The organism is Streptomyces sp. NPDC002328 (assembly GCF_042890065.1).
Lineage (GTDB): Bacteria > Actinomycetota > Actinomycetes > Streptomycetales > Streptomycetaceae > Streptomyces.
In genome coordinates, this window is sequence record NZ_JBIARQ010000012.1 from 193,150 (window position 1) to 208,723 (window position 15,574).

Genomic DNA, 15,574 nt, shown 5'->3' on the forward strand with positions numbered 1-15,574 from the left:
GGACCACCGACGCTGCCGCCCCAGTCCGTCCCACGCCGCCGCCCCGCCCGCCCAGCGCGCCGCATCACCCAGCCGACCGCGCTCCATCCGTGCCCAGCCGGGGCCACCGCCTCACCCCGCCCCACCTCCACACCGCCCGCCCCACCCCCGCACCCTGCCTACCCCGCGTGCCGGCCCCCGCCCCCGCGCCGCCCGCTCCTCCTCCCTCTCAGTGTTGCCGGGAGTGCGAGGCCTCCCAGGAGGCCCGCGGCCAGTAGGTACGGCCACCAGCTCAGGCCGTCGTTGTCGGCGGCGGTCGTGGTGTGGGTTTCGGCGGGTGCCGTCGTGGCGGGGGCGGTGGGGGCGGTGGGCTTCGTCGAGGGGGTGGTGGCCGTGAGGACGACGTCGTTTCCGTCGCCGCCTCGGTAGCTGATCCGGTAGACGGTGTCGGCGAGTTTCACCTCGGCGCCCTCCCGCAGACCCTCGAAGGTGCCGTTCACCGTGGACTTTCCGGTGTGGTCGAGCACGGTGATCTTCCGGGCCGGGGTGAGGGCGGCGCCGCCCCGGGAGAGTTCGAGGGCGCCTGCCAGTCGGACCGTCCCGCTCACCTTCAACGGCGTTGCGGAGAGGACGAGTTGGCCCTGCGCTTCTTGCGTGTAGTCGCCGTTCACTGTGACTCCGCCTACGACCACCCCCTCGTTCCTCACACCGCCCCGGACGACCCCCTTACCGCTGAGCGTGCTCGTCACCCGGAGTGCGGAGCCCCCGGCGTCCAGGATCGCGTCCGCCGAACTCAGCTCGACGGCACGGCTGTTGGCGAGCGTCGCCCCGTCCCTCAGTGCCAGGGTTCCCTTCCGGACCGTCGTCGTTCCGGTGTACGTCACCGCCGAGCCGGTGAGCGTCGTCGTCGCGGTCCCCGACTGCACGAGCGAGCCGGTGCCGCCGAGCCGGGACAGGGAGATCGCCGTCCTGGTGTTGCGCACGACGAGCGTCCCGTCGTTCACGACGCGCCGCCGCTCCGTCCCGGTGAGCAGCGATCCGTCGCCGCCGGCCCGGCCGGAACCCAGGCGCAGCACCGCGTCCTTCTCCACGGTGGTGGAACCGTCGTAGTACTGTGCGGCGGCGAAGGTCACGTCGTTGCCCTCGGTCCCGGCGATGACGACGTCCCCGGCACCGGGCGCGGACAGCGTGTCGTGGTACCTGCCGCCGCCGATCGGTGCGCCGAGCGTCACCGGGCCGTTGTAGTCGAAGGTGAGCCGCGAACGCTGCCGGGCCGCCAGCAGGTTGATGTACACGGTCTCGGCGGTGCCCGGCATGAAGATCCTGGCGGTCGTGCCGTCGCCCCACCGCACGTCGGCGCCCTTGATGTTGGTGCCGCGCTTGTTGACGTTCTTGCGCGCGGGCGTCCAGTTCAGAGCCGGGTCGCTGAGCGAGGGGTCGGTGTCGCCGCCCCGGTCCGACCAGCTGTACTGCCCGGTCAGGACGACCTTTCCGCCGGGCCGGGACTGCACGTTGATGTCGCTGCCGTACTCGCGCTGGTAGAAGTCCATGCCCATGGTCACGGTCTGGCCGAGCGGGGTGTCCACCGTGAAGGTGCCCTGGTTGAGGATCTTGCGCACGTCGGGCAGCGACGTCGCGTACTCCGGGCGTCCGGCGTTGAGGCCCGTGCCGTTGTCGATCACGCCGGAGAAGGTGTGGGCACCCGACAAGTCCCAGGTGCCCCAGAGGAATCGAGGCTGGGTGATGAGTCCGGAGCCGCTGATGGTGCCGAGGTTGTAGGCGCTCCGGAGGGCGAGCCGCAGGGTGCCGTCCACACGGACGTTGTCCTGGTTGAGCCGGAACGCCGGTGTGCCGTAAGGGAAATGGCCGATGAGCCCGGTGGTCCCGCCGTCGCCGTACTGGAGGGTCGCGCCGCGCTCCACGATGACGGCGGGCGGGTCGGGGCGGGTCACCGTGACGTAGGGATGATTGCCGCCGAGCGTCCGCACGGTCTGCCGTCGGCGGGACTCCGGCAGCGTGAAGTCGCTGTCCTTGGTCAGGATCAGGGTCCCGCCGCCCCGTACGGTGAGGGTGCCCTCGCCGCTCAGGACGCCGTCGTACCGCGTCGTGCCGGGCGGCACGGTGACCGCCGTGTCGCCGCTGAGCGTCACGTCCCGGCCGGCGAGCACGTCCGCCGTGACGTCCCGGGGGCCGTCGGCCGCCGCCGGGGGAGCGACGGCGAGCAGGGCGGCGACCGCCGCGAGAGCGCCGGCGGCCGCTGTTGTCTTGTGGGTATGGCTGCGCACGTCGTCGGAGACGGACGGTGCGCTCCGCCGATAACAGAAATCCGCTCGCGAGACCGAGTCGCGCACGACCCGTTGACCGCGCCGTAACCCGCCCTTACCTTTTCGACGTTCGGATGACAGATCTTGTGCGAAATGCCGAACGTTTCTGTGTCTTTTTGTGTCCCCCCACTGGCCCTCCAACTGGCAGGGCCTACAGAGAGGCAGACCGCATGAGCCGCGAAGAAGCCTTCCCCGAACCCGCAGGACAGCCCGCCCGGCAGCCCGCGGGGACCGAACCGCCCAGCCGACGACTGCTGTTGAAGAGCACCCTGGCCGCGGGCGCCCTCACCGGACTCTCCGCCCCCATCGCCCACGCGGCGACCTCACCGGACTGCCCGCGCGCCGCCGACCCCTACGTCAACCCGCTCGTCCGCAACCGCGCCGACCCCCACATCCACCGGCACACCGACGGCTTCTACTACTTCACCGCCACCGCGCCCGAGTACGACCGGATCGTCCTGCGCAGGTCCCGCACCCTGCGGGGGATCGGATCGGCCGCCGAATCCGTCGTCTGGCGCAAGCACGCGAGCGGGGTCATGGGCGCGCACATCTGGGCGCCGGAGATCCACCACATCGACGGGAAGTGGTACATCTACTTCGCCTCCGCGCCCGCCGAGGACATCTGGGCGATCCGGATCTGGGTCCTGGAGAACAGCCACCCGAACCCGCTCAGGGGCGTCTGGGTCGAGCGCGGACAGCTGAAGACCGCCTGGGAGACCTTCTCCCTCGACGCCACCACCTTCACCCACCAGGGATCCCGCTACCTCTCCTGGGCGCAGCACGAGCCCGGCATGGGCAACAACACCGCGATCTGGCTGTCGAGGATGGCCGACCCGGTCACCCTGACGGGGCCTCAGGTTCGGCTCAGCACACCGGAGTACGACTGGGAGTGCGTCGGCTTCAAGGTCAACGAGGGGCCGTCGGTCATCCATCGCAACGGCCGGCTGTTCATGTCGTACTCGGCGAGCGCGACCGACTCCCACTACTGCATGGGCCTGTTGACGATCGACGAGAACGCGGACCTCATGAACCCGGCGAACTGGTCGAAGTCCCCGACGCCGGTCTTCACCAGCAACGACACCACCCGCCAGTACGGTCCCGGGCACAACAGCTTCACCGTCGCCGAGGACGGCCGCACCGACGTCCTCGTGTACCACGCCCGCCAGTACAAGGAGATCGTCGGCGACCCGCTGAACGATCCCAACCGGCACACCCGCGTCCAGCGCCTGGGCTGGAAGGCCGACGGCAGCCCCGACTTCGGCGTCCCCGTCGCCGACACCGTGAAGGAAGGTGCGTGAGATGAGACGCGTCCGCGCGGTTTTGCTCGCCCTCTGCCTGGCGATCGCCCTCGCCCTCGCCGCGGCCGGGCCGGCCCAGGCCGCGCCCCAGACGATCGCCAACGGCATCCAGTTCAAGGACACTTCGGGCAACCCCGTGCACGCCCACGGCGGCGGCGTCCTCAAGGTCGGGAACTACTACTACTGGTTCGGCGAGCACCGCAACGCCGACAACACCTTCCGGTACGTGGACGCCTACCGCTCCACCGACCTGAAGAACTGGGAGTTCCGCAACCACGTCCTGACCCAGGCGAGCGACCCCGAGCTGGCCACCGCCAACATCGAGCGGCCCAAGGTCGTGTACAACGCGGCCACCGGCAAGTTCGTCATGTGGATGCACAAGGAGAACGGCGCCGACTACAGCGAGGCCCGTGCCGCCGTCGCCGTCTCCGACACCGTCGACGGGAACTACGACTGGCAGGGCAGCTTCCGTCCGCTCGGCCAGCACATGTCCCGTGACATCACCGTCTTCGTCGACACCGACGGAGCCGGCTACATGATCTCCGCCGCCCGCGAGAACTACGACCTCCAGATCTACCGGCTCACCGCCGACTACACCGGCATCGCGAGCCTGGTCGCCGACCCCTGGCACGGCGGCCACCGCGAGGCGCCGGCGCTGTTCAAGCGGGGCGGCGTCTACTTCATGCTGACCTCGGGCGCGACCGGCTGGAACCCCAACCAGCAGCAGTACGCCACCGCCACCAGCATCGCCGGCCCGTGGACCGCCATGGCGAACGTCGGCGACTCGACGACGTACGGCTCGCAGACCGCGTACGTGCTGCCGGTGCAGGGCTCCTCCGGCACCTCGTACCTGTACCTGGGCGACCGCTGGGGCAACTCCTTCGGCGGGACCGTCAACGACTCCCGATACGTCTGGCTGCCGCTGGCCTTCCCGACCTCGAACACGATGTCCCTGTCCTGGTCGCCGGAGGTCACCGTCGACACGGCCTCGGGCTCCGTCACCGGCACGAGCGCCACGTACAACACGCTGATCGCCCGGCACAGCGGCAAGTGCGCGGACGTCACCAGCCAGTCCCTCTGGCAGGGCGCGCAGCTCAAGCAGTGGGACTGCAACGGCGGCGGCAACCAGAGGTACTGGTTCAAAGCCGTCGGCAGCGGCTACTACCAACTCGCCGTCAGGAACAGCTCGCTGTGCGTGCAGGAGAACGCGAGCACGGTCACCCAGGAGAACTGCGACTCCTCGGCCGCCGGCCAGCAGTGGTCGCTGACCACGACCGGCGGATACGTCAACGTCAAGTCCCGCGCCACGGGCGAGTGCCTCGACGTGAACGGCGCGTCCACCGCCAACTCCGCCGCCCTCATCACGTACACGTGCAACGGCGGTACGAACCAGCAGTGGACACGCGGCACCTGACGGTCACTCAGCGCGTCAGCCCAGCAGGTCGATCGCGTCGATCGCGGTCCCCGCGCTGAGGAAACCGGTCGTCCCCGACCCGCTCACCACGTCGATCTTCAGCACGTTGTACCGGCTGGTGTCCCTGAGCCAGGCGCTCGCCGGCACGCTGTAGGTGAACGTGTGGTTGTTGCCCCGGTAGGACCCGTTGGTCAGCGACCGCGTGTTCGGCTGGGTGGGCGGGGAGGGGACGGCCGACGTCCAGACGTCGTTGACGACGACCTGCGGACGGCCGTTGGCGTAGGCCGTCGTCACGCCGATGCGCAGGGTGTGCGCGGCGGCGGCCTGCGCGGCGGTGAGCCGGAAGTACACCAGCAGACCGCTGTTGACGTCCTTCCAGAGATAGCAGGGGAACCCGGAGGTCTCGCTGCCGCTGCCGACGACGACGTTGCCGGTCCAGGCGGCGGCCCGCACGTCCGACGGGTGCGCGTACGTCATCAGGTCGGCGTTCTTGAACCCGCTCGGCGTGCCCGTCCAGTCGTTGATCCGCCAGATCGCGCCCGCGTTGGACGGATCGTTGGACGACGGGATCGCGATCGTGTTGAGCGTGGTCGTCGCCCCCGCGGACACGGTCACCTGCGCGCTGTGGACGGCCAGTTCGCTCTTGTAGACCGTCAGCGTGTACGTCCCCGGCAGCACCCCGCCGATCGAGAAGTACCCGTCGGAGGCCCGCGCCGGACCCCAGTACTGCGCCGTCGAGTTGGCGAGCCCGACCGTGTACGGATGCGCCGTGCCGCGCCCGGTGATGCCGACGCCGGCCACCCGGCCCCGGCCGCCGGCGCCGACGTACCCGGGGATGCCGAGCGCGTCCGCCCACGAGGTGGTGAGCGTGCCGGGGAACAGCGCCGAGGAGGGGGCTCCGCCGTCCGTGAAGGCGATGACGTAGGGCCCCTGGAGGCCGAAGCGCTGCGCCTCCGTCTGGTTCTGGCCGTAGTAGAGGATCTCGTACAGGCCGCCGCCGTCCGCGCTCTGGTGGCGCAGGAGGGAGCGGTAGAAGGGGCCGCCGGAGGCCTTCTCGTGGTTGCTGCGCACGACCCACAGGCCGACGGAGCCGGTCGACCAGCCGACGTAGTCGTAGTCGATCACGCGCAGTCTCGAGTAGTGCTTGGAGCGGGTCTGGCCGTCGGACTTCGCGAAGACGTCCGAGGCCTCGATCGTGCTGCTCGTGTAAGTGTAGGAATCCGGCTCGTCGTTGAGGAACAGGCCCTTCTTCACCCGGACGATGTACCGGGTCGCGGAGACGGAGGCGTCGGCCTTGTCGGTCCACAGGTAGACGTTGTTCTCGCCGCTGCGGGCCGCGTAGTAGTGCCTCAGCGTGCCGTACGCGACGGAGATCAGGATCGTCGTCCCGGACTGCTTGACGGTGACGGTGGAGGCGCCGAGTCCGGACTCCACGTGCGAGTTCATGCCGCCGTAGCCCTGGTACTCGACGCCCCGATAGACCAGGGAGGTCAGGTCGCCGTTGGACTTGCTGACCTTGAAGACCAGTTGGGCGCCGGTGTCGACGACGTAGTGCGTGCCGTCGTCGGTGTAGCCGAAGGCCGCGGCGGCAGCGGGGACGGCGAGCGGGCCGGCGAGGGCGGCCGACGCGGCGGCGGTGACGCCGACGGTGCCGAGCACGAAGGCGCGGCGTCGGACCGGTCGTCGATCCTGGGATCCGGACATGGGGGTGCCTCCTTCGGGAGGTGTGGGGGTGCGGGTGTGGTGGGCAGAGTGACAGTTGAATCGATTTCGCGAAAGGGCTTTCGCCGACACGGAGTTGGCAATCGTGTGAAATGAGCCGGGGATCTAGAAAGCGCTTGCGGGAGGCGGTACGGTCCAGCCGCCAGGCCCTGTTGCCGTGACGGAGGAGCCGCAGTGAGACGTTTCACCCCAGCCGTGCTGGCGGCGCTGACCCTGACCACCGCGCTGACGGCCGTGCCCGCCGCAGAGGCGGCGCAGTCCGCCCCCGGCCGCCCCCCGGTCCTCGGCATCGCCGACTGCGCCGACGGCACCTGCCATTTCGACGTCCCGGCCGGCATGTACGACGTGACGGTCCTCCTCGGCGGCGACGCGGCGTCGAGCACCGCGATCAGCGGCGAGACCTGGCGCGCCCTGCTCCCGGAGACCGCCGTCCCGGCGGGCCGGCAGATCGCGCGCAGCTTCACGGTGAACGTCCGCACCCCCGAAGGAGAGCCGACCGGCCCCGCCGGAACCCCCGGCCTCGACCTCGTGCTCGGCGGCTCCGCCCCCGCCCTCGCCGGCATCAGGGTCACGCCCGCCCGGCACACCCGGCAGATCTTCCTGATCGGCGACTCCACCGTCTGCGACCAGCCCGGCGAACCGTACGCCGGCTGGGGCCAACAGCTCCCGCAGTACCTGCGCAAGGGCGTCTCGGTCGCCAACTACGCCGATTCCGGGGAGAGTACGGTCACCTACCTGGGGAACCCGCAGCTGTGGGCCACCGTGCAGCCGCAGATCCGCCGCGGTGACCTGGTACTGATCCAGCTCGCCCACAACGACAAGACCACCGACGAGGCGACGTACCGGGCGAACCTGGAGACGCTGGTGGCGGGCGTCCGGGCCGAGGGCGGCAAGCCGGTCCTCGTCACCCCGATCGTGCGCCGCTGGTTCAACGCCGACGGCACGCTGAACAACGGCACGGCCTTGCTGGTCAACGGCCTCGGCGTGGACCACCCGGCCGTGATCCGCGCGGTCGCCGCCGAGCGGGGCGTCCCGCTGATCGACCTCACGGCGAAGACCAAGGCGCTGGTGGAGTCGCTGGGCGTGGAGGGCTCCAAGGTGCTGTACCTGTACAACGAGAAGCGGGACAACACGCACACGTCCGTGCACGGCGCCACGGTCTACGCGGGCCTGGTCCGCGACGGACTCGCCGCCCTGCATCTGGTGCCGAAGGGCGCCGTGCGGGTGCAATGAGCCCCTGGGGGCGCCCCGACCGGAACCGGGGCGCCCTCAGGCCCTGCCTCCGCCGCCCCTGCCCATGCTCCTGCCCCTGCCAGTGCTCCGCCGTCGTCCCGTTCCTGTCGCGAACTGGGCGTCCACGCAACGCCGTTGTCCCGCCGCCGTCCCGCCGATGTCCCGCCGTGCTCCCCGAGGAAGCGACCGCCGATGCACCTCCCTCCGCCCGACCGCGCCCTCAGCCCCCGCACCGGCTACACCCGCGTCCACTGGGAGGCGGCGGCCGACGCCCTCCTCGCCGCGGTGGAGCCGTACGCCACCGAGGACCGCGCGCTCTACCACTTCCCCGGCGACCGGGAGAGCTGGTCGGGCCGTCTCTCCGACGGCCTGGAGGGGTACGCCCGCACCCTCCTCCTCGCCGCCTTCCGCCGCGACGAGACGGCCCTGGAGCGCTACGCCGACGGCCTCGCGGCCGGTGTGTCCGGCGTGTGGCCCCGCATCACGGACCGCAGCCAGCCGCTCGTCGAGGCGGCGTCGATCGCCCTCGCCCTGCGGCTCACCAGACAGTCCCTGTGGGACCGGCTGGACGACGGCGTACGGCAGCGGGCCGCGGCCTGGCTGGGCGAGGCGCTGACCGCCGAACCCTGGGCGTGCAACTGGGAGTTGTTCCCCGTCACCGTGGGCGGCTTCCTCCAGTCGGTCGGCCATGAGCCGGACGCCTCCCGCAGGGCGGTCGACCGGGGTCTCGAACGGATCGAGCAGTGGTACGTCGGCGACGGCTGGTACACCGACGGCGTCGGCCGCGGCTTCGACTACTACAACGGCTGGGCCATGCACCTCTATCCGGTGCTGCACGCCTGGCTCGCGGACGACACCCGGCTGCTCGACCTGTACGGGGGCCGCCTGTCGAGGCATCTCACCGACTACGCCCGCCTGTTCGGCGGCGACGGCGCCCCCCTGCACCAGGGCCGCTCGCTCACCTACCGCTTCGCGACCACGGCCCCCCTCTGGCTGGGCGCCCTGACCGGCCGCACCCCGCTGGCCCCCGGCGAGACCCGACGGCTGGCCTCGGGCGCGCTGAAGTACTTCCTGGACCGGGGCGCGGTCGATGCCCGCGGACTGCTCACCCTCGGCTGGCACGGCCCCGACTCCGCCGTACTGCAAGGCTATTCGGGACCGGCGTCCCCGTACTGGGCGAGCAAGGGCTTCATCGGCCTGCTCCTCCCCCCGGAGCACGAGGTGTGGACGGCGGTTGAGGAACCGGGGCCGACGGAGCGCGGGGACGCGGTCACCTCCGTCCACCCGCCCAACTGGCTGTTGCAGACGACCGGTTCGGACGGACTGGTGCGGCTGCACAACCACGGCAGTGAGGACGTGCGGTACGACCCGCACTACACGCGGTTCGCCTACTCGACCGTGACGCGCCCCCGGACCGGCACGCCCCCGGACAACTCCGTTCTCGTCGGCGGTGACGCACACCGCGAGGGCATCGTCCCGCTGGGCGTGGGGGAGGGGTGGGCGGCCTCCCGGCACGCGGTGGACTCCGGGGCCGAGGTCACCAGCCTGGTCGTGGCGGACGGCGCGGTGGAGGTGCGCGCCCATCTGGTGGCGGGCGCGGCCTCCGGCACGGAGGTGCGGATCACGGGGTGGGCGCCGGAGGGGGGACCGCGGGCCGAACTGCTTCCCGCGCACGGTCTGTCGGGCACGTCCTCGCTGTCCGGGACGACGGACGACGGTCCCGCGACCCTCTTCGTCGCCCTGGCCCGCCTCACCGCCGAGGCCGATCCCCCGCCCCTGACGGACCTGGTGTCCGTCTCCGTGTCGGCGGAGGGGCTGAACTCCCATGAACTGACCGTCCGTTGGTTGACGGGAACGGTGGCCCGGTTCCGGTTCACCGCTTCGGCGGAACGGTCCGCGACACCCTCCTGGTCGGTGGCGCCGCACTGAGCCTCGCCGCTCCGATACCTCGTTGCCCGGGGTGATCACGTGCACGAGAATCCCCGGCATGACATCGAGAATCCGGCATGTGACGATCGACAGTTCCGACGCCTACGCCCTCGCGAGTTTCTGGTCCGAGGTCTTCGGCGAGCCTCTCGCCGCGGACGACAATCCGGGGGACCCGGAGGCGTTGATCGAGGGGGCGGGGCTGCTCTTCGTCACCGTCCCGGAGAAGAAGACGGTCAAGAACCGCGTCCATCTCGACCTCCAGCCGCAGGACCGCACCCGCGACGAGGAGGTCGACCGACTGCTCGCCCTGGGCGCCACCCTGGTCGACGACCACCGCAAGCCCGACGGCACCGGCTGGGCGCTCCTCGCCGACCCGGAGGGCAACGAGTTCTGCGTGGAGCGCAGCGCGGCGGAGCGAGCGGCTAGCTGACGGACGGGGCGGCCTCAGCTCTCGCGCGGCCAGTGGGTCAGGGCGATGTGCAGCGCGTCGATCGCCTTGTCCCACGACCGCCGCACGTCCCGGGGCGCGCCGAAGCCGCCGCCCGCCTCCAGGGCGCAGTACCCGTGGAAGGTGCTGCGCAGCAGGCGCACGGCGTCGGTGAGGTCGGGCTCCTCCAGGCCGTAGGCGCGGAGCACCCCGTAGGTGATCTCGGCGGTGCGGCGGAAGGCGGGGGCGTCTGCGACGAGGTCCTGGTCGACGGGGATCTGGGTGGCCGCGTACCGCCCCGGATGCCGTAGCGCGTACTCCCGGTAGGCCTCCGCGAACGCGGCAAGCGCGTCCTTGCCGGCCCGCCCGGCGACGGCCGCGGCGATCCGGTCGATCATCTCGCCCCCGGCGAGCAGCGCGACCCGGGTCCGCAGGTCCTGGAGACTGCGGACGTGCGAGTACAGGCTCGCGTCCTTCACCCCGAAGCGGCGGGCCAGCGCGGAGACGGTGACCTGGTCGAAGCCGACTTCGTCGGCGAGGTCGGCGGCGGCCGCGACCAGACGGTCGGGCGTGAGGCCGGCTCGGGGCATGGTGGCCTCGCTTGTCCCGGGTCCTTGAGAGCTAGGGGTAACCCTGAGGAGTGTAGGCCCCTGGTGATCGCGCGACCGGGCATGTGATCATGTTGGCTTCCTGTGTGAGAACGATGTGAGCGTCTTGTGCGCAATAGGGAAGGCACGCGTGGCTGGCAGATCCCCTGAAATGCCCGACGGTTGGCGGACCGGACCCGCTTGGCGGGAGACGGACGGTCGGGCCGGCCGGCGCAGGCCCGCGTGGTCGGCGCTCGGGGTGGCCGCGGCGATCGGTGTGCTCGTCGTGGCGGTGAAGCCCTCGCTGCTGCCCGGTGACCCCCTCGGTTCGGCAGGGGCGGAGGCCGCCGCCGCGTCGCCGCTGCCCGCCGAGACCGCCGCGCCGACCGACGCGCCCGAGAAGACGGACGCGCAAACGCCCACCCTGGACCGGCCGTTCGCCGGCTCACCTGCCCTGCGCTGGGCCGACGGCGAAGCCGGCATCGTCCCGCCCGCCGCGAAGGCCGTCGGCTCGGTGTCCCAGGAGCGGGTCGGCAAGGCACTGGAGTTGACCAAGAAGCTGCTGGTCGGCGCGAACCTCGACCCGGCGACGCTGCGCGGTGACCGGCCCAAGGCCGCGCTGTCGCTCCTCGACCCCAAGCAGCCGGAGCTCCTCGACCACCTCGACGCAGGCCTGCGCTCCCCGGGCGAGAAGAACGACCCCGTGACGCTGTTCACCCGCTTCGACCCCGACGAGATCCGGGTGGTGGGCGACGTCGTCAAGACGCGCGGGCACATGACCGTCAAGAAGGGCAAGCACGCCGGCGTCGCCGTGCACGCCGACTACACCTTCGTCTACCCGGTCGCCCGCGCCGACGGCTCCCTGGAGGTCACCCGCACGATCGTGCGCCGCGTCCTCGACGTCGAACTCGCCGACCCCACGCAGTACCAGGTGACCGCCGGCCGGCTGCTGCTCCTCCAGTACGACCAGGAGATCGCCAACTCCACCTGCGAGGTCTACGACGGTTTCCTGCACCCGGAGTTCGCGACCGGCGAGCCCACGGGGCCGGCGCAGACGGGTCCCACCGTGGACCCGTACGACCGCAGCAAGGGCATCCGGGAGAACGCCTCCGCGAGCTGCGGGACGGTCTCCCGTGTCTGAACGCGCCTTTCCGCGGCCCTTGTCGCTCTGGGCCGCGGCGGCCCTGACCGTCCTGAGCGTGACCGGCTGCGCGGCCGGCGGCGAGGGGGAGGGTTCGCCGGCGGAGGGGAAGCGGCCGTCCGCGAGTCCGGCGTCCGCGTCTCCGTCCGTGTCCCCGTCCGTCTCCGCATCGTTTTCGGCGTCCCCGTCGCCGAGCGCGACCCCGACTCCCTCCGCGACGGCGACCCGCACGGCCGCGCCGACGCCGTCGAAGACCGCCAAGGCTCGGAAGCCGCGGGGATCGTCGTCAGGGGAGGGAGACGGCTCGGGCAAGTCGTCCGGCTCCCGTGGCGGCGGAACGGGGAGCCGGAGCAACGGCGGTGGCGGCAAGGGCGGGTCGGGCGGATCAGGCGGTTCGGATGGATCCGGTGGGTCCGGTGGGTCCGGTGGGTCCGGTGGGTCCGCGTCGATCCCGCAGAACCCCAACCGAGGCCCGAACCCTCCGCCCGCCCCTCCCCGCCCGTCCCCCGTGCCCGAGTGGACGCCGCATTCGCGGTAGCCGGCCCGGTCTCAGCCGATGGGCGCGTACACCACGCCCAGCTTGTCCACCTCGTCACCCGCGCGGCCGGTGAAGCCGACGATCTGCCAGCCGGCCGGCGCGGTGAAGGTCTTCGTGTCCGAGGTCGCGGTGCCGGCCGACAGCGTGCGGGCCTTGTCGGTCGTGAAGGAGGCCGAGAAGATCCGCGTACGACCGTTCCGCTGACCCTGCGTCAGCTCGACGGACGTGAGGTGCTCGCCCGCCGCGAGGGTGAGGGAGGTCGCCGTGCCGCCGGTGCCGCCGTGGGTCAGGGTGACGCCGCCGTCGTGGGTCAGCGAGACGCCGTCGAGACGGGAGCCGCCGCGCAGGGTCAGCGTGCGGGGGGCGGGGGCGGCCGGCAGGTCGTCCGCGTCGTTGAACGCGGTGCCGTGCGGGCCGCCGAAGAAGTCGCTCGCCTTGAGGGCCGAGTTGAGGGTGTAGGAGAAGTCGACGGTGTGCGGGAAGTGGTCCGACAGGTTGGCGCCGGCGGAGTCCAGGAACGACGCCCACTCGTTGTTGTAGCGCGTCGCCGAGAGCGAGAGCAGCTTGCTGCCCCGGTAGAAGACCTTGTCCACCACCTCGCAGCCGTTGGGTGGCGCGGTCGTGGGGCACACCAGTGCGTCCGCGCCCTGGGCCGGCGGCGCCCCGCCCTTCGCGTGCTGCACCCAGGCGTCCGTCAGACCGTTCTCGGCGACGAGGGTGCGGATGTTGTCGCCGGTGCGGGTGTAGCGCGTGTTGGTGTCACCCATCACGATCACCGCGTTGCCGGACGAGTTCGCCTGGATGAAGTCCGACAGCTGCTCGACGTTGGCGCGCCGGGCCGCCAGGGCGTCGTCGGTCGCGTCGGCGTTGGTGTGGACGTTGTACAGGTCCAGGTGGACGCCCTCGGCGAGCCGCACGCGGGCGAGCGTGAAGCCCTTGGGCGTCAGGCAGTTGGTGCCCGTGCAGGCCGTCCAGCGCACGCGCTCGAAGTCCTCGAAGGGATAGTCCGACAGCGTGTTGAGGCCGTCACCGAAGCCCGCGCCGCCGCTGGTCGCCGTGCGGTACGGGTGGTTGTCGCCCGCGTACAGCGCCGCGTGGTAGTTGAAGTCCTCCTGGACGTTGACGATGTCGTACGCCGCCAACCGCGGTGAGATCAGCGGGGTGTTGGTGGCGGGGTTGCCCGAACTGAGGCCCTCCGGGAGGCCGGCGACGTTGTACGTCAGGACGTTGAACGTGCCGGTGGCGGCGGAGGCGCTCACGGCGGCGGACGCGGCGGGTGCGGTGGAGGCGGAGGCGGGCGTCGCGCCGTTTCCGGTGGCGGTGAGGCCGGTGACGGCCACGGCGGCGGCCGCGAGGGCGCCGAGGAGTCTTCTCATGGTGGGGGAGTCTCCAGGGGGACGAGGGGCTGGGGGCCCGGAAGGTGAACCCCTCTCACGTTCGATGGCCAACAGTGTGATGGGTGAGAACGGTTGAGGAAACAGTGAGGGACGAGGTACATCCACTCGTCCGGCCGTAGCGCGCGCCGTGCCATCGGGGGAGTCGTGCGCCTCCTTTCGTATGGACTTCCGGGTACCGCACGGCGGCTGCGGGGCTGGGCGCGGCGCAGGTGCTAGGTCTGTCGCGTCCGTACGGGAAGACGCATGACGAGGAAGAGGAAGCGCATGAAGAGGTGTTTCGTGCTCGCCGGACCGGCCGCCCTGGTGGCGGGCCTCGGCGTGGCCGCGGCGGCCACGCCGGCCGTGGCGCAGAAGGTCGAGGTACGGGTCGCGTGCGGGGACGCCGGCGGTCTCATCGCCGCCGTGGAGGAGGCCAACGCGAACCCGCGGGGCGGTGTGATCACCCTGGGGAAGCGGTGCACCTACCGTTTCGAGGACGACCACGAGAACTCGGGGAACGCCCTGCCGGTCATCACCGGGAGCGTCACGATCGTCGGCCAGGACTCGGCCCTGGTCCGCTCCTCGCACCACGCGGCCTCGCGCTTCCGGCTGCTCTCGGTCGACGCCCGGGGCGGGCTCGCGCTGCGGGACGTGACGGTGGAGGGCGGGCTCATCGACGGTGACGGCGGCGGGATCAGGAACCAGGGCACGCTGCACCTGGAGCAGAGCACGGTCGCCGGGAACTACGCCACCGGCAGGGGCGGCGGCATTTCCAACGAGGGCGGGCGCGCCACCCTCGTCGACAGTCACGTCCTGACGAACGTGGTCAGCAAGCCCCCGCGGTTCACCGCAGACGGCGGCGGCCTCAACAACACCGCGACGGGCACCCTCACGCTCAGGAACTCCACGGTCGTCGGCAACGCCGCCGACGAGGACGGCGGGGGCATCCTCAACGAGGGCCGGCTGATCGTCGAGGGCAGCCGCATCGCGCACAACGAGGCCCGCGAGGACGACGGCGGCGGCGTCAACACGTACGGGCACGTCACGATCGAGGACAGCGAGATCGTCGAGAACTGGTCCGCGATGGAGGGCGGAGGCCTCGCCAACAGCGAGGACGGCACGGTGGAGATCCGCCGCACGTCCTTCGTCTCCAACCAGGCGGGCCGCGACGCCGGCGCCCTCAACAACGAGGGCACCACGCTGCTGACGGACAGCCGCATCCTGACGAATCGCGCCGGCCGCGACGGCGGCGGCCTCAACAACGAACAGGAACCGAACACGGACACGGCCCGCCTGACCCTGGACAACACGACGGTGACGAACAACGGCGCCACCGGCAAGGGCGGCGGCATCAACAACTTCCCCGCCGCCGAAGTAACCCTCAAATCCGGCGAAGTAACGGAGAACGAACCGAGCAACTGCGCGGGCGATGTCCCCGGGTGCGTCTAGGACCTGCCCGGCCCATCAGGCTCGCTCCTCTCGGGAATCCCGCCTGAACTGCGGGTTTAAGGCCTGCCGGAAAGGCGTCGCGGCCCGGTCCCGGGCACGCCACTCTGGCATGCACACACCGCGCGAGGGTCATCGTGGCGCGGTGCGCGGGCGACAC

11 protein-coding genes are annotated in these 15,574 nt (G+C 71.4%); 7 read left to right on the forward strand and 4 right to left on the reverse strand.

The window, feature by feature from the left end:
- Window positions 1-158: 158 nt before the first annotated feature.
- Window positions 159-2,264, reverse strand: coding sequence for an autotransporter (locus ACFYX4_RS27465; RefSeq protein ID WP_389338828.1), 2,106 nt, complete (start codon window positions 2,262-2,264; stop codon window positions 159-161).
- A 209-nt stretch (window positions 2,265-2,473) separates the two neighbouring features.
- On the opposite strand from ACFYX4_RS27465, the gene ACFYX4_RS27470 reads away from it, so the two are divergent.
- Window positions 2,474-3,601 carry a family 43 glycosylhydrolase gene (locus ACFYX4_RS27470; RefSeq protein ID WP_389338831.1) on the forward strand — a complete coding sequence of 376 codons (1,128 nt, stop codon included), beginning with the start codon at window positions 2,474-2,476 and terminating at the stop codon, window positions 3,599-3,601.
- 1 nt (window position 3,602) lies between these two features.
- Window positions 3,603-5,015: an RICIN domain-containing protein gene (locus ACFYX4_RS27475; protein WP_389338834.1), complete on the forward strand. Its 1,413-nt coding sequence runs from the start codon at window positions 3,603-3,605 to the stop codon at window positions 5,013-5,015.
- Between the two features lie 15 nt (window positions 5,016-5,030).
- Here ACFYX4_RS27475 and ACFYX4_RS27480 read toward each other — a convergent pair whose 3' ends face one another.
- Window positions 5,031-6,719 (reverse strand): rhamnogalacturonan lyase B N-terminal domain-containing protein, encoded by a 1,689-nt coding sequence (locus ACFYX4_RS27480; protein ID WP_389338837.1) that lies wholly within the window; start codon window positions 6,717-6,719, stop codon window positions 5,031-5,033.
- Between the two features lie 192 nt (window positions 6,720-6,911).
- Here ACFYX4_RS27480 and ACFYX4_RS27485 point away from each other — a divergent pair, with 192 nt between their 5' ends.
- The 3 genes from ACFYX4_RS27485 to ACFYX4_RS27495 all read left to right on the forward strand — a co-directional run bounded on the left by ACFYX4_RS27485 (window position 6,912) and on the right by ACFYX4_RS27495 (window position 10,329).
- Window positions 6,912-7,970, forward strand: a complete 1,059-nt coding sequence (locus ACFYX4_RS27485) for a rhamnogalacturonan acetylesterase (protein WP_389338840.1) — start codon at window positions 6,912-6,914, stop codon at window positions 7,968-7,970.
- Window positions 7,971-8,162: 192 nt separating this feature from the next.
- Entirely contained in the window at window positions 8,163-9,899 is a 1,737-nt protein-coding gene (locus ACFYX4_RS27490) for a DUF2264 domain-containing protein (RefSeq protein WP_389338843.1), read from the forward strand.
- A 58-nt stretch (window positions 9,900-9,957) separates the two neighbouring features.
- Window positions 9,958-10,329, forward strand: a complete 372-nt coding sequence (locus tag ACFYX4_RS27495) for a VOC family protein (RefSeq protein WP_389338846.1) — start codon at window positions 9,958-9,960, stop codon at window positions 10,327-10,329.
- A 14-nt stretch (window positions 10,330-10,343) separates the two neighbouring features.
- On the opposite strand, the gene ACFYX4_RS27500 is transcribed toward ACFYX4_RS27495, so the two are convergent.
- Window positions 10,344-10,916 carry a TetR-like C-terminal domain-containing protein gene (locus ACFYX4_RS27500; RefSeq protein ID WP_389338849.1) on the reverse strand — a complete coding sequence of 191 codons (573 nt, stop codon included), beginning with the start codon at window positions 10,914-10,916 and terminating at the stop codon, window positions 10,344-10,346.
- Window positions 10,917-11,085: 169 nt separating this feature from the next.
- Here ACFYX4_RS27500 and ACFYX4_RS27505 point away from each other — a divergent pair, with 169 nt between their 5' ends.
- Window positions 11,086-12,054, forward strand: a complete 969-nt coding sequence (locus ACFYX4_RS27505; RefSeq protein ID WP_389338852.1) for a hypothetical protein — start codon at window positions 11,086-11,088, stop codon at window positions 12,052-12,054.
- Window positions 12,055-12,603: 549 nt separating this feature from the next.
- On the opposite strand, the gene ACFYX4_RS27510 is transcribed toward ACFYX4_RS27505, so the two are convergent.
- The gene (locus ACFYX4_RS27510; RefSeq protein ID WP_389338855.1) at window positions 12,604-13,968 is read right to left on the reverse strand and encodes a jacalin-like lectin; all 1,365 of its coding nucleotides are present in this window, start codon (window positions 13,966-13,968) and stop codon (window positions 12,604-12,606) included.
- Between the two features lie 285 nt (window positions 13,969-14,253).
- On the opposite strand from ACFYX4_RS27510, the gene ACFYX4_RS27515 reads away from it, so the two are divergent.
- The gene (locus ACFYX4_RS27515; protein ID WP_389338858.1) at window positions 14,254-15,417 is read left to right on the forward strand and encodes a hypothetical protein; all 1,164 of its coding nucleotides are present in this window, start codon (window positions 14,254-14,256) and stop codon (window positions 15,415-15,417) included.
- Window positions 15,418-15,574: the final 157 nt, after the last annotated feature.

Bases quoted from the DNA above. Each gene is read 5' to 3' on its own strand.
- ACFYX4_RS27515 (WP_389338858.1), top strand. From the start codon at position 14,254: ATGAAGAGGTGTTTCGTGCTCGCCGGACCGGCCGCCCTGGTGGCGGGC.
- ACFYX4_RS27500 (WP_389338849.1), bottom strand. From the start codon at position 10,916: ATGCCCCGAGCCGGCCTCACGCCCGACCGTCTGGTCGCGGCCGCCGCC.
- ACFYX4_RS27470 (WP_389338831.1), top strand. From the start codon at position 2,474: ATGAGCCGCGAAGAAGCCTTCCCCGAACCCGCAGGACAGCCCGCCCGG.
- ACFYX4_RS27475 (WP_389338834.1), top strand. From the start codon at position 3,603: ATGAGACGCGTCCGCGCGGTTTTGCTCGCCCTCTGCCTGGCGATCGCC.
- ACFYX4_RS27490 (WP_389338843.1), top strand. From the start codon at position 8,163: ATGCACCTCCCTCCGCCCGACCGCGCCCTCAGCCCCCGCACCGGCTAC.
- ACFYX4_RS27495 (WP_389338846.1), top strand. From the start codon at position 9,958: ATGACATCGAGAATCCGGCATGTGACGATCGACAGTTCCGACGCCTAC.
- ACFYX4_RS27510 (WP_389338855.1), bottom strand. From the start codon at position 13,968: ATGAGAAGACTCCTCGGCGCCCTCGCGGCCGCCGCCGTGGCCGTCACC.
- ACFYX4_RS27505 (WP_389338852.1), top strand. From the start codon at position 11,086: ATGCCCGACGGTTGGCGGACCGGACCCGCTTGGCGGGAGACGGACGGT.
- ACFYX4_RS27480 (WP_389338837.1), bottom strand. From the start codon at position 6,719: ATGTCCGGATCCCAGGATCGACGACCGGTCCGACGCCGCGCCTTCGTG.